A 13,825-nucleotide genomic window follows, 5' to 3' on the forward strand; every position below is an offset into this window, starting at 1 on the left:
CCGCCTTCCAAAGGTGTTTTTATTGAACAATTAACATTTTACTATTCACACTTATTATCGGTACCAGTCTAAAAATGATTAGGGGTCTGTCACCTATTTAATCCAGCTTTTTACTAAATTCATAGAAACGTCAAAAAGTTCTCTCCCTCACGTTCTTTCTATTGGACTAAAAAACATCCCTCAGCAAGGCTGGGGATGTTGAGCAAACTATTAAACTTTAAATTTGGCGACTACTACATTTAAATCTGTAGACATATTGGATAATTTATCAGCATCCTGCTGTACAGTTGCTATATTTTTCAAATGAACATCGGAATAATCAGCGATTCTTTGAATCAGATCAGCTACATGATTAGAAAGAGAGTTAATTTCGCTAACGGTGGAGGAAACCTCGGTGGATCCTGCCGAAAGTTGTTCAGTAGTGGCCGAAATTTCTTGAATACTCGTTGAAATCTCTCCAAATGATTCAATTATCCCTTTAAACATGGCTTCAGTTGATTGAGCAGTATTGCGGCCCCTATCTACTTTTTCTTTTACCAGGTCAAAACTATTTACAGTCTGGCGGGTCTCTTTCTGAACACTGCTCACAATATGGGCAATTTGATTGGTTGAGGTTAATGATTGTTCAGCAAGTTTTCGAACCTCATCGGCCACAACGGCGAATCCTTTTCCGGCTTCCCCTGCCCTTGCTGCTTCAATGGCGGCATTTAAGGCTAATAAATTCGTTTGATCAGATATAGCCTTTATGATATTCAATATATTTCCGATATCATTTGATTGCCTTTCCAAACTTAATATACTCCCCAATGATTGTCTTACCAATTCATGAATGGAATCGATTTCCTCTACTAACTTTTTAAGTTCTGACGTTCCAATCTCCGCCCTGGATGTGGCACTACTTGATAATTGAGCGACATTTGAGGCATAATTAGAAATCTGACTAATTCCAATTACCATTTCCTTTACAGAATGATTACTTTGATTCATCATTTCACTTTGACTCTCAGAGCTAGAAGCGACTTCTTTAATGTGCATATTCATGGTTTGCGTGGCTGTAATAACATCATAGGAAGCGGTCTGAAGGGTTTGGGATGATAGATTCACCTCTGTTGCACTAGTCCCTACTTGTTTGAAGAGGTTTCTTAGTGTTCCTATAAACGTATTAAATGATTGTGCAAGGCTGCCCAGTTCATCCTCAGCATTTACGATTATTTCTTTTGTCAAATCCCCTTCCCCTTTGGAGATGGTGTCTAGTTGAACCTGGATGGTTTTTAAAGGAAGAAAGATAGAACGGATTAAATAGAATCCTAAAGTTAAAGTAAGGATTGTTAAAACTAAGATAATAATCATTAAGATCCGTTGATTTTGCTTGATTATGTTTTGATGATCGAGAGTTTGTGTTTCAACTTCTTTCTTTATATCCATTACTAACTTTTCAACTTCCGGGTCCATTGTTTGCTTACGTAAAGTACGCTCATCGTTAAAATGAACCGTCATGGCCTGATCATGACTTGTTGAGTTAAACATCTTATCCTTTAAAGAATAATAATCTTTAAGAATTCCCTTGATTTTCGTTACCTCTTGTTTCTTGGTAGAATCTGAATATAATTTGGCAATATCAGAGAAATCTTTCTCAATTTCCAGTCTTTTTTGCTCCGTTTCTATTTCATACTTCCGGTCCCCTGTAAGTAAAAACGCTCGTTCATCATTAGAGATCCCTGCTAATCGGAATTGTACATGAGTAAGCAGCTTTTGGATATCCTTATTGGCTTGTAAACGGCTTACACTTTGTTCATTCAGTTTTTCCATTTGATTCATATAAATGCCAATACTAACTAAACTAACTATAAATATAGTTAGTAATATGATTAATCTTTGCTTAATCGTGACTTTTTTCAATCAGATTCACCCCGGAGTTTGTTGTGACAATTTTATGACAATTATCCTACTTATTTTTTCGGCTATATAAAATAAAAGTTTAATAGGCCATCTATGTATTAACTCAAAAAACAGAAACAAAAAAACTGCCAGGTTTCCCTGAACAGTCCTATCTCTTTCCACTATTATTTATACTAGTTTCCCATTTTATTAGTAATCCCAACGATTGTAAATACATTCCCAGTAGAGGAATTTAACTTGTTTTCATTAATCCTAGTTTCTGCTGAAACAAAAATTTCTCCAATGGCTCAGTGGCAAGGGGCCTACTAAATAAATAGCCTTGAGCGCGGCCGCACTCAAATCTCCTTAGTACTTCAAGCTGTTCAGCGGTTTCTACACCTTCGGCAATGACACTTAAGCCAAGGTTACGGGCCATGAGAAGAATCGTAGTAGCAATATTCTCATCCCCTTTGCTCTTAGGCATATCACGGATAAACGATTTATCAATTTTTAAAAAGTCGATCGGAAACGCCTTTAAGTAGCTAAGCGAGCTATAACCTGTTCCAAAATCATCAATCGAGATATTAACACCAAGACATTTTAAATGATTTAAAATCGTGAGGGCACGCTCGACATCCATCGTCATGCTTTCGGTTATTTCAATGGTGAGATGTTTTGGTTCCATATTCGTTTCCTTCAATATGCTTGCGATCATCGAAATAAGGTTGGGCTGGTAAAATTGTCGAATCGAGATATTCACCGATATGGTTGGGAGCAAGATGCCCCTTTTCTTCAAATTGTTCCAATGTTCACAAGCTGTTCTTAGTACCCATTCGCCGATTTTGACGATCATCCCAGTATCTTCCGCGATCGGGATAAAGTGATCAGGTGGAACTTGACCATGCTGAGGGTGTATCCACCGGATAAGAGCCTCAACACCCGCTAATTTATCCGTTGACAGATCGATGATCGGTTGGTAATGCAGAATAAATTCTTCTTTATCTAATGCCTTTCGCAATTCGTTCTCTAGTTCTAAACGGTCATTTGTTTTGTTATCAAAAATAGGTTCATAAAACTTAAAGTTATTTCGACCTTCATGTTTTACTTTATACATAGCAATGTCCGCTTTTCTAATTAATTCCTCTGCATCGACTCCATCAGGGGGGTAAAGGCTAATCCCAATACTAGGTGTAATAAAAATCTCATGGCCACAAATGAAAAATGGCTGAGATAATTTTTCTAGAATAGCTTGTGAAGTGGAGATAATTTGTTGTTTTGAGACTTCATCTAGTAAGATAGTAAACTCATCACCGCCTTGCCTTGCCACAATATCCTGTTTACGGATGCAGCTTTGTAAAGTCCCCCCTACTTCTCGTAACAGTTGATCTCCTACACCGTGACCAAGAGAGTCGTTAATCAATTTAAAGCGGTCTAAGTCTATAAATAATAATGCCAACCCCTTTTTAGGATCTTTTACCTCCCGTTCAATGGCTTGGTTTACTCTTTGATTAAATAGTCTTCGATTGGGCAGTCCTGTTAAATCATCATGAAAGGCCATAAAATTAATTTTCTCTACGGCACGGTAATGTTGAATGGCCAAACTTGTCAGATATGTAGCTCGTTCAATAATTTGGAGGTCTCCCTCTTTTGGGGCATTTGCTTGATCAAAATAAATCCCAAAAACTCCGATTACCTGTTGATCGGTGTCATAGACAGGGGAAGACCAGCATGCACGTAAGCCATGTTTGAGGGCATTATGCTTGTAGTCATTCCACAAAGGGTCGGAAGCAATATCTGTCACAATAATCCGCCGTTTAAAGTAGGCCGATGTTCCACATGAGCCTACTTTGGGGCCAATCGGCACCCGTTTAATATAGTTACTATATTCTAGGGGCAATGACGGGGAGGAACCATGCTTTAAAAATGTGCCAGTTTCGTCAGTGAGCAGGATGGAGCATGCACCCTTTGTGACACTTTCAACTAAATAGTTAATCCGATCTAATACATCAGAAAAAGGTGAACCTTTTGCAATCATTTCAAGGACGAAGTTTTGTCCGCTAAATAAGGTTTCCAGTTTATAACTTTCCGTCATTTCTTTCACGATTCCCCCAATTCCTTTAATATGTCCATCCCGCCAAATAGGAATAGTGGTAATGTATAAGTCCACTCTGTGTCCTCTTTTATGTTTAATCGAAATATCAAAGCTATGGCGATTCCCTTTAAGTGTACTGTTAAAGTAATGAAAAGCTCTATCGATACAATCCTCTTGCATAATGGAGACAAAAGACATTTGAAGGATTTCTTCTTTTTCGTATCCTGTAGCATCAACGGCAGCATCATTCACTAAGATAAAATTACCTTCTGAATCCAATGCGTAACTTGCATTATGATTGAAATCAAAAAAAGATTTATAGATATCTGAATCAGGTCCAATGAGTGATTTCATCGTATGTCCTCCTTCGTTCCATCCTATTTTAATTCTTTATATACTAAATTTCGGCAATAATCGCCTAAAAGTTTAATTGGAAACTATTGTAAAACTCACAACAAAAAAAACCACTTTGTTTGTAATAGTGGTTTTTTTGTTGTGCTTAAAAGCACTATATTACTTACTCTTCTTATATTCTTTGCCTTGTCCGTTATAGAAGTACTATGGCAATTAAGAATTCCTATTTGTTTATACGACAAAAAACGATAAAATCTGACAAATTCACTTCACAAATGGTCATGTTTTATTCTATACTAACTATAAAAATACAATCACACAAAAGGGCAGCACCATTGTAAACTGGTTACGTAAAACAATAGAAAGCTTTTACGGTCATGGGACTATGCTTGACAAACCAAAACTATAATTATTAAAAACTACTAATTCAACAACTAAATATTTCGGCAAACTATCCTAAAGGATAGGACGCAAAACTATAGGGGCTAAAGTTTTTTAACAAAGCCAGCCAGTTGCTCTTCTAAAGGAAGATTGAGTATGCCTCTTCTTATTCTTAGGAGAGGTTTTTTATATTAAAAACCTCATTGCGCCACTATCTCTTTATACCCGCTTACCAATGAAATGTTAGTTTACTTTAAATTTCATAAATGCTATTTGAGGTGTTATGAGTGAATCAAATGCTAATTGTTGATGACCATTTATTGGTGGGTGAAGCCACTAAGTTAGTGATTCAGAAAGAAATGAATATAGAGGTTCGAGTGGAAACTTCTTGTTTAAAAGCTTTAGAACTAGTAAGAATACAATCGTTTGATTTAATACTTGTCGATTTGCAAATGCCTGAAATGGATGGTTTTGAATGGACGAAAAAGGTACTCGCCATAGACCCATCGGCTATTATTTTGATCTATTCAGATTTTAAGATGAAGCCTTATTTGAATACGTTCATGGAGTCGGGTGCTGCTGGCTTTGTTTTAAAAAATGATTCGAAGGAACAATTAATCATGGCCATTCAATGTGCATTAGCTGGAAATATTGTCATTCCAGTATCATTTCTGAAAGCCATATATCGTAACAATCAAGAAAAACATTTAGAAAATACGTCGCTAAATGAAAATGATACGGAGATATTAAAAGAGTTAATTAAGGGTAAGAAGAATAAGGATATCGCTCAAGCACTGTATATCGGCCAGAGGACTTTAGAATACCGTCTTACCAATCTGTTTCAAAAATTAGGGGTTCATTCAAGGATAGAGGCTGTACTTAAAGCTAAGGAAATAGGTTTCTAAAGGAAATCCAATATTCTTTCTATTTAAAGAAATGGACGTTTTTGTAAGAGAACTATTAATTCTTTATAATATTTGAAAAGGGTGTGTTCAGTTGGGGTTAGTAGGTTTAGATCAAGAACACCATATATTTAAAGGCATTTTCATTGGGGCAACTTTGAGCATACCATTATGGATATCATTCTTTGGCTGGATAAAAATAGTCATTCATTTTTTCCACTAGAGCCTCTGGAAACTTTATACCCTAGGTTTGGCCAGAGCCTACTTCTTGTTATTTGATCCATTACTAAGATTTATGCACATGCTTGGAAGAACCGTCCCCACGCCCCACATTTATAATGTAATCAAAAAAGAAGCAAGAGAACCGTCCCCTTGCTTCCATATCTATTTTATTTATTAGCAGATCACTAGTTGTTTTAATTCCGCTTTTAATTCTTCTATCAATTTTTCAAGTGTGATTTCGGTTTCATTTTCGCCTTTTTCATAGGCATTTTTGACAATCTGTGAAAAGTCAACGAGATTATACTTTGCGTCAAGCTTCAATTTTCTACTTCACCCTCCTCTTTATATATTAAACCAACATTTTACTATTTATTCCGACAATTGTAAACGTCATCCGATCAGAAAATTGTGACAATTTCGTGGAAAAGATAGAAATTTTGATTGTTTTGAAGATTAATATACCCACTTAGCCCAAAACGTAAACCACCGCTTTCATCACGTAAGCGGTAGTTTGTTTTATATTTAGATTTAATCTTTAAAAAGCAGTTTTTTTAGTTTTCTTCGATATATTTTTATTTCAGCCAAATGGGCTAACAAGCCAAGCAGTAGTCCAAAGGTTAGTCCGTTAAAAACGGGATAATCAAGGAACGGAAATCTTTGAATAAGGTCCATATCATGCCAGAATAAGCCGAAGTCCATTCCGATCACAAGACCGATAAAGAACCCTGATAAATAGGTTCGTTTTTCAACACCATTTCCCTCTAATCGATTATTATTTGAAATTGCCATATTAAAAGCCTGCCAGAGAGCAAACCCATAGATAGAAGGATAGAAAAGTCCCCAACTGTAATTAACCGAATCATGCGCACGAAGGAGGTCTCCTGTTAAGGTATCTAATAGAACTATATTTAAATGTGATTTTAAGTTGATCAAGAATTCTAGCACTAACAATATAGTACCAATATAATAATCCTTATTGTATAATTGTCCAAATCCCGGCAGAACGAGTGACCAAAACAAGGCAGCTAAAGGGGATTTATAGGGCCGGCTACTTCTCATCGGGGTCTCTCCCTTAAGTGTAATATATCGCTATAATTTCGACAGGGTTAGGTTAATTTCCTCCTATTTTACATTTATTAGTAATTAAGTCCCTAAAAATGGAACCCGCTGCAAAACCAATTGTCCCTCTATAATAAAAAATTAATTCCCATAAAAATCCCCTCTTATTTTTGTATCTATTTTCCTATATTTTTGGTATTCTTATAAACGAGTGTAAAAAATTTGTCAAATTTTTGGAGGTTTTCTCGAATGAGGTCTCAAAAAACGAAGAAAAAGAGAACTTGGTTGAAAGTCACAGGTATTGTTCTTCTCATACTTATTATTGGTGTAGGAGTTTACGCATATAATGTATATAGTTCCTTAAAAACGGCTGTCACAACGATGCACGAGCCAACCGCTGTAAAACAGTCAGAGAAACGTCAAGAACCAGTTGCCTTAACAAATAAAGATCCTTTTTCAGTCTTAATGCTTGGTGTCGATGAGCGAGCAGGCGACAGAGGCCGCTCCGATACGATGATCGTTTTAACCATTAACCCAAACAACAACTCAGTGAAGATGCTCAGCATTCCTCGTGATACTCGTACAGAAATTGTTGGTAAAGGGAAAGTGGATAAAATTAATCATGCCTATGCCTTCGGTGGCGTTCAAATGTCGATTAACACAGTTGAAAACTTCTTAGACATACCCATTGATTATTACATGAAGGTCAACATGGAAGGATTCAGGGACATTGTAAATGCAGTTGGCGGCATTACCGTTCAAAATGATTTAGATTTTACGTATGATGGTTACCACTTCACAAAAGGTCAATTGAATTTAGACGGTAAAAAAGCATTAGCTTACTCAAGAATGAGATATGATGATCCGCGCGGCGATTTCGGTCGACAAACAAGACAGCGTCAAATTATTCAGGGTGTTATTAAAGAAGGAGCAAGCGTATCCAGCTTAGCCAATTACTCCGATATCTTTAATGCCCTTGGTAAAAACGTTAAAACCAACCTTACCTTTGACCAAATGATCGATATTCAAAAAAATTATAAATCTGCTGGCTCCAATATTACCCAAATGGAGATTAAAGAAACAGGAACCAAAATTGGTGGTATTTATTACGGTTTAGTATCTGACGCAGAGAAACAAAGAGTTCAAAGTGAGTTGAAAACTCAGTTAGAATTAAATAAATAAAAAGCAAATGCTGATTGGAATGAATCCAATCAGCATTTTTTTAACAACAATCATCTCATTTATTTATCAAAACTGTAATGTTACCAACTATTTGCAGTAAAAGTTGCCTTCTTGGGATGTTTTCAATGAATCGAAGCAGTAGAACCGTCCCCTTGCTCCGGCTTCTCTTTTTTCTTTCCACAAGTTACGCACTTGTCTGTATAGTAGCTATATTTATGATGTTTACGGAAATAACAAATTAGTCCCATTAGTTTGGATTTAATCATATGGAATCATACCTCCTCTGATTTCTATTTAATAAGCATAGAGGAAGAATGTTATCAAACTATTACTAACAGATTAAAAACGAATAAATTCTACATTAATATATTTGGAAGGACAACAGTATTCCCTCCATTTCTCCATGCATTAGGAATAAATTGTAATTAGGGAGAAATATTAGTAAGAATACGGGATTGCTGTAAATATTTCTGCTAAATTGAAGTTAAAAATGAAGCAAGTATGATATTCTTAATTTGTCCTTTTAGTTGGTTTGGGTTAAATTTAAAGGATTAAAACTATGAGGAGATAAACATCAGACATGAAATTTCTAGAAAGCAAACTGCTAACCTTTTATAAATCGAGTTATTTTCCAATTATGATCTTATCACTAGGAATGTTATTGATTCATTTCGTTCTAAATTTAGACCATCCTGGTGACGATAAATCCTTTATGAAAGTTTTAAGTAATGATCATTTGAACCCATTGGCATATCTCACAACGCGATACCATACCTGGTCATCAAGAGTCTTAATTGAATTCATCCTTATTTTTGTCGTCCATTTTCCCGTAGTTTGGCGTTTACTGGATACCGGTATGATGGTGTTAATCGCTGTAAGTATTTCAAAATTGATCCCAACTTCGAAAAGTAGAGAGAAAAATTGGCTGATTACAGGCCTTCTTTTTATGTATCCATTTGTTCATATGGCCTCCGCTGGATGGATTGCCACTACTCTCAATTATATATGGCCGTTAGCTTTGGGACTGTTTTCCATGATTCCAATCAAAAAGTATCTCTGTAGTGAAAAAGTATTTTGGTACGAATTTTTATTTTATATACCTGCATTAATCTTCGCTGCCAATCAAGAACAATTATGTGTAATTCTTTTATCGGTATACGTGGTTTTCACCGTTTATTTTGCACTTATCAAAAAAGTAAATTGGTTTATGATAGTTCAAACGATTATTTCAGGAATCAGCTTTCTATTCATTATAACTTGTCCTGGTAATGCAGCTAGAAATGTGAAGGAAGTAACCCGATGGTTCCCGGAATTCAATACGATTTCCTTTCCTAGAAAAGTAGAGATGGGATTTTCCTCTTCTTTATTTGAATTTGTTATGAAACCCAATATAATTTTTACTTTATTTAGTTTTTTATTACTTTTATGTGTAGTGCTTACCCATCATAAAAAAATCCTTCGCTTCATCGCTGGGATTCCATTTGCGTCAAGCTTAGTATTTGGTATCTTTAATAATGAACTAGGTGGAACTTTTTATGCGATTACAAAAGCAAAAAATTCAATGACAAAATTTGGGACAGGTATTAGGCTGAATTCTGTCACCAGCTGGGTTCCTGATCTTTTATTAGTGGTCATTTCCTTAGCTGTTTTAATTTCTTTGTATTTCTTATTTAAAAATAAGAAAACTTCCCTAATTGCACTATTTATTTTATTACTGGGATTCGGCTCTCGCATGATTATGTCGTTTTCTCCAACCATTTGGGCTTCTGGACCTAGAACCTTTTTATTTATGTATGTTGCCTTTATCATACTAACCGTACTTTTATTTCAAATTATTTTGGATTCAAAGAGCAAGATCTTTAAATCTCTTAGTATAAACACCGTTACAGTTTTAGCTATATTATCGTTTTTTAATACGTTTTATACATTAAGATAAGTTATCTTTTTAATACATTTCATAAATTGAGGGAGATAAAACGACTTGGTTAGGATCACCATTCTTATACCTACTTATAATGAGGAAGAAGTGCTAAATCATTTATATTTACGTATAAATGAAGTCATTAACCAAATTGATTCTTATGATTTTGAGATCTTATTTATCAATGATGGAAGCACGGATCAATCATTATCCATGATTAAGGATCTACGAGCAAAAGATGAAAGAGTTTCCTATGTGAATCTTTCACGAAACTTTGGAAAAGAAATATCGATGATTGCAGGACTGGATTACGCAACAGGCGACGCTGTGATTATTATGGATGCTGATTTGCAGGATCCACCAGAATTAGTACCCGAAATGATCAAGTACTGGGAACTGGGATATGATGATGTGTATGCAAAAAGGAGAAGTCGGGCTGGAGAATCTTGGTTGAAAAAGTCGACCTCTTCATTCTTTTATAAACTACTTCAGAAATTCACGAAGATCGATATCCAAGAAAATACGGGAGACTTCCGCCTTCTCGATCGCCGCTGTATCGAGGCATTGAAACAATTACGAGAAACACAACGCTATACAAAAGGGATGTTCAGTTGGATTGGCTATAATAAAAAGGAATTATTATTTGACCGTGATCCAAGGGCTGCAGGAGAAACAAAGTGGAATTATCGAAATTTAATCAATCTAGCGATTGAAGGGATTACTTCGTTTACGATTGCACCGTTACGGATCTCTTCGCTGTTCGGCTTCATTATCTCTTTCTTTAGTTTCATCTATATCATTTGGATTGTCACCAAAACATTACTTTTCGGAAAAGATGTTGCCGGCTATCCTTCTTTAATGACCGTTATGTTGTTTTTGGGTGGAATCCAATTGATTTCACTCGGAATTATCGGTGAGTACTTGGGACGTATATTTAATGAAACCAAAAACCGCCCTCTTTATTTTGTAGATGAGTATAATCGAGAAAAGGTAACGAACACCGGAACTTCACAAAAGATTACGGTAGGAGCAAAAAATGAATAAGGAAGTTGTTTTATATCTGTTCTTTGGAATTTTAACTACGTTCATTAATATTTTGAGTTTCTGGATTTTAGACGATTTATTTAATCTTGATTACAAGATTGCCACTACCCTTGCCTGGTTTTTATCGGTTATCTTTGCATTTATAACGAACAAAAAATATGTATTTAATCAGAAATCTTCTGGTGGTCAATCTGTTCGCAAAGAGTTGATTAGTTTCTTCTTTTTCCGAGGACTATCTTATATTTTAGATTTAGCAGGTATGGTTTTTCTTGTAGAAGTCATTCATGTTGATAGTACGATTGCAAAAGTCATTACCAATATTATTGTCATTATTGCTAATTATTTTGCCAGCAAATATGCTGTTTTTAGAAAATCATATGAATAATATTGTTCCAAAAGATCCTATAAATGGTGGATAATCTACACCTTTTAATGGGCGTGGGTCGTCTTGGACGAACAAGAAAATGTACAGCGATCATTATGAAGGGTAGCTATACCCAGACAACTTGGAGATCCAGCCCATCACGCTGGATTTTTTTATGCCCTGTGGTCATATATTTCATTTCACGATTGCAATTGTAAGAGAACCTTAATCCCAGACCCCTCACACAACCTTAGGTTTGCTTCCATATACGACCGTTCAATCTTTTAATTATCCCAAAGGTTCCACAAAAAAGAAGCAAGAGAACCGTCCCCTTGCTTCCTCGAGTGCATGTAATTGCACTCTTTTTGCGCCCAAAGGTCTCTTGTTTACAAAAATGTCAAAATTTCATTTTTCGTTCCCAATTAATGCCTTGTCTGTAAGAAAAATGTCCTATATACTAAAAATGTTTTTAATTTTGAAAGCATTATCATAGGGGGAAGTTTATGTTTATTTTTGGTCAAAGAAAAGAAGCACCTACACAAGAAGAGTCATCACTACATCTAGTGAAACAATTAGAGAAAATCTTTGAATTAAATTCAAATTATGGAGTTTCGCAAGAAAATGCTTATTTAGAAGGAAATGGTGAACTAGAAAACATAATCAACAAGATCCTTGAATTAAAGAACAGCCAAGTACGTGAGATGTTTCTATTAAATAGCGAATTAATCGAATTTGTTACCCAAATGGACTATGTAAAAGAAATGGTAGACCATATTTCGTTTCAAAAAGCATCTGTAGATGAAGTTGCTGCCAGTAGTGAAGAAATGAGCCGGGCAATTGAAAACATTTCTAATTATGTTCAAACCTCATTAGTGACAACAAAGAATGCCATTTCTTTTTCAAAAAATTCAATTAGGACCTTAACTGAATCCTTCCAAACTATTAATCATTCTTTTGAAGCAATGAATAAAGTGAAGGATAAAATGAAAAAGGTAGACGAAGATACGAAAGATATTGATAATGTCGTCAATATTATCAATGAAGTGGCTGAACAAACGAATCTTTTGGCTTTAAACGCAAGCATTGAAGCAGCGAGATCAGGGGATGCAGGCAGAGGATTTGCTGTTGTCGCAAGTGAGATCAAAATCCTTGCTGATAATACAAAAAAATCTGCCAATTATATAAAAGATATGATTAAAAACCTAAGAAGAGAAATAGGTTCGTCAGAAAAGGAAATGACCGAAGCGGTAAATGTTTTTTCAAAAGGTAAATTTCAAATGAACGAGGCCATTATTACGATGGACAAAATGGAAAGTTCATTAGAGGGGATTGGCTCAGACTTTGATCGTATTTCTGTGAATGTCGAAGAACAGTCAGCTGTAACACAGGATGTTTCCGAGCGGCTTATTGCGATTAATAAGCAGACACAGGAGCTAAACGAGGTCTGTTTGAGAACAGGTCAAGGTATTTATACCATTAGTGAGATCGCAGAAAATATCAGAAATACAGCACTCCCTTATTTTAAGGATTTTAAAGGGAATCAAATGTTAATACCTGTTGCGGCAGAACATTTATTATGGAAGTGGAAAGCTTATAATGTTCTATGCGGTTTTGTGCAGCTAGATGATAACTGTATACCGGACCATACAAGTTGTACCCTAGGCCGGCACATAGCTAGTACACAAAAAGTGAATCCAAATGATACATTAGTGGTAAATTTGTTTGAACCACATAAAAAGGTTCATGAGGTTTCAAGAGAAATTATTCGTGAAGTTAATCGAGAAAATAGAAATGGAGTCAATCATTTATTAACAGAATTAGATATTGCTACAGATACAGTGGTTAAAGAATTAAAAAAGATATATTCCTAAGATGCTAATTTCCCAAAATTAAACTTACTCAAAAATAATTAACCTACTCTTAAATAGGTAATGATCTGTATAAACAGTACCAATTAATTAGTTTATTAAACTAATTAATTGGTATCAGGCTTCAACAAAGTAAAAAGCAAAGAGCATATCGTTGCTCTCTGCCTTCTTTCTAAATAAAAGTAATTAATGATGATTAAACCCGTTTTCTGCTTCTTGTAGACCTAAATAAAGCAAATAATCCTAATACAAAAATGACCAAACCTAATGCCATTTCATTATACATATTAGTGGCCGTTTTTGGTAACGCCTGATTTGAGCTTAGGATCACCGGCTGATCCTGATTACTACTAGTTTCAGAAGCCTGTGCTTCTGCTTTAGTATCCGATTTACTGCGTGTTTCGGAAGCCGGTTCTTCAACTGTAGTATTTGGTTGACTGCTCGTTCTATCTACCGGTTCCTCTACTGGAGTAGCTGGTTGATTGCTCGTTTCATCTGCCGGTTCCTCTACTGGGGTAGCTGGTTGATTGCTCATCCCATCCGCCGGTTCCTCTACTG

General features: G+C 35.5%; 12 protein-coding genes, 1 pseudogene and 1 riboswitch. Of the genes and pseudogenes, 6 read left to right on the forward strand and 7 right to left on the reverse strand.

Annotated elements, in window-relative coordinates; genetic code table 11:
- Positions 1-210 precede the first annotated feature (210 nt).
- The 3 genes and pseudogenes from J7E81_RS31325 to J7E81_RS08500 all read right to left on the reverse strand — a co-directional run bounded on the left by J7E81_RS31325 (position 211) and on the right by J7E81_RS08500 (position 4,324).
- A complete protein-coding gene (locus J7E81_RS31325; protein WP_374104015.1) occupies positions 211-1,041 on the reverse strand; it encodes a methyl-accepting chemotaxis protein in 831 nt (276 codons plus the stop codon).
- A gap of 111 nt (positions 1,042-1,152) precedes the next feature.
- A pseudogene (locus J7E81_RS31330) lies at positions 1,153-1,818 on the reverse strand (HAMP domain-containing protein); the annotation flags it as partial.
- 313 nt (positions 1,819-2,131) lie between these two features.
- Positions 2,132-4,324, reverse strand: coding sequence for a bifunctional diguanylate cyclase/phosphodiesterase (locus tag J7E81_RS08500; RefSeq protein WP_215041728.1), 2,193 nt, complete (start codon positions 4,322-4,324; stop codon positions 2,132-2,134).
- Between the two features lie 435 nt (positions 4,325-4,759).
- Positions 4,760-4,844, forward strand: a riboswitch (cyclic di-GMP riboswitch).
- A 157-nt stretch (positions 4,845-5,001) separates the two neighbouring features.
- Between J7E81_RS08500 and J7E81_RS08505 the strand changes: the two genes are divergently transcribed.
- Positions 5,002-5,610 carry a response regulator gene (locus J7E81_RS08505; protein WP_251028539.1) on the forward strand — a complete coding sequence of 203 codons (609 nt, stop codon included), beginning with the start codon at positions 5,002-5,004 and terminating at the stop codon, positions 5,608-5,610.
- Between the two features lie 393 nt (positions 5,611-6,003).
- Here the strand turns inward: J7E81_RS08505 and J7E81_RS08510 are convergent, their stop codons facing one another.
- Both J7E81_RS08510 and J7E81_RS08515 read right to left on the reverse strand, forming a co-directional pair.
- Positions 6,004-6,150, reverse strand: a complete 147-nt coding sequence (locus J7E81_RS08510) for a YwzD family small protein (RefSeq protein ID WP_215041730.1) — start codon at positions 6,148-6,150, stop codon at positions 6,004-6,006.
- A gap of 207 nt (positions 6,151-6,357) precedes the next feature.
- A complete protein-coding gene (locus J7E81_RS08515) occupies positions 6,358-6,888 on the reverse strand; it encodes a hypothetical protein (protein WP_215041731.1) in 531 nt (176 codons plus the stop codon).
- A gap of 249 nt (positions 6,889-7,137) precedes the next feature.
- Between J7E81_RS08515 and tagU the strand changes: the two genes are divergently transcribed.
- Positions 7,138-8,070: a polyisoprenyl-teichoic acid--peptidoglycan teichoic acid transferase TagU gene (tagU, locus tag J7E81_RS08520; protein ID WP_215041732.1), complete on the forward strand. Its 933-nt coding sequence runs from the start codon at positions 7,138-7,140 to the stop codon at positions 8,068-8,070.
- 122 nt (positions 8,071-8,192) lie between these two features.
- On the opposite strand, the gene J7E81_RS08525 is transcribed toward tagU, so the two are convergent.
- The gene (locus J7E81_RS08525) at positions 8,193-8,336 is read right to left on the reverse strand and encodes a hypothetical protein (RefSeq protein ID WP_215041733.1); all 144 of its coding nucleotides are present in this window, start codon (positions 8,334-8,336) and stop codon (positions 8,193-8,195) included.
- A 314-nt stretch (positions 8,337-8,650) separates the two neighbouring features.
- Here J7E81_RS08525 and J7E81_RS08530 point away from each other — a divergent pair, with 314 nt between their 5' ends.
- The 4 genes from J7E81_RS08530 (at position 8,651) to J7E81_RS08545 (ending at position 13,270) form a co-directional block, all read left to right on the forward strand.
- Positions 8,651-10,006 carry a DUF6056 family protein gene (locus J7E81_RS08530; protein ID WP_215041734.1) on the forward strand — a complete coding sequence of 452 codons (1,356 nt, stop codon included), beginning with the start codon at positions 8,651-8,653 and terminating at the stop codon, positions 10,004-10,006.
- Between the two features lie 45 nt (positions 10,007-10,051).
- On the forward strand, positions 10,052-11,035 hold the full coding sequence (locus J7E81_RS08535; RefSeq protein ID WP_215041735.1) for a glycosyltransferase family 2 protein: 984 nt from the start codon (positions 10,052-10,054) through the stop codon (positions 11,033-11,035).
- The gene (locus tag J7E81_RS08540) at positions 11,028-11,420 is read left to right on the forward strand and encodes a GtrA family protein (RefSeq protein ID WP_215041736.1); all 393 of its coding nucleotides are present in this window, start codon (positions 11,028-11,030) and stop codon (positions 11,418-11,420) included. The genes J7E81_RS08535 and J7E81_RS08540 overlap by 8 nt, the downstream gene beginning before the upstream one ends.
- Positions 11,421-11,902: 482 nt before the next feature.
- Positions 11,903-13,270: a methyl-accepting chemotaxis protein gene (locus J7E81_RS08545; protein WP_215041737.1), complete on the forward strand. Its 1,368-nt coding sequence runs from the start codon at positions 11,903-11,905 to the stop codon at positions 13,268-13,270.
- A 193-nt stretch (positions 13,271-13,463) separates the two neighbouring features.
- On the opposite strand, the gene J7E81_RS08550 is transcribed toward J7E81_RS08545, so the two are convergent.
- The coding region (locus tag J7E81_RS08550; protein WP_215041738.1) for an LPXTG cell wall anchor domain-containing protein at positions 13,464-13,825 on the reverse strand (362 nt) is incomplete at its 5' end.

It is taken from the genome of Bacillus sp. ISL-18 (genome assembly GCF_018613415.1).
Classification (GTDB): Bacteria; Bacillota; Bacilli; order Bacillales; family Cytobacillaceae; genus Neobacillus.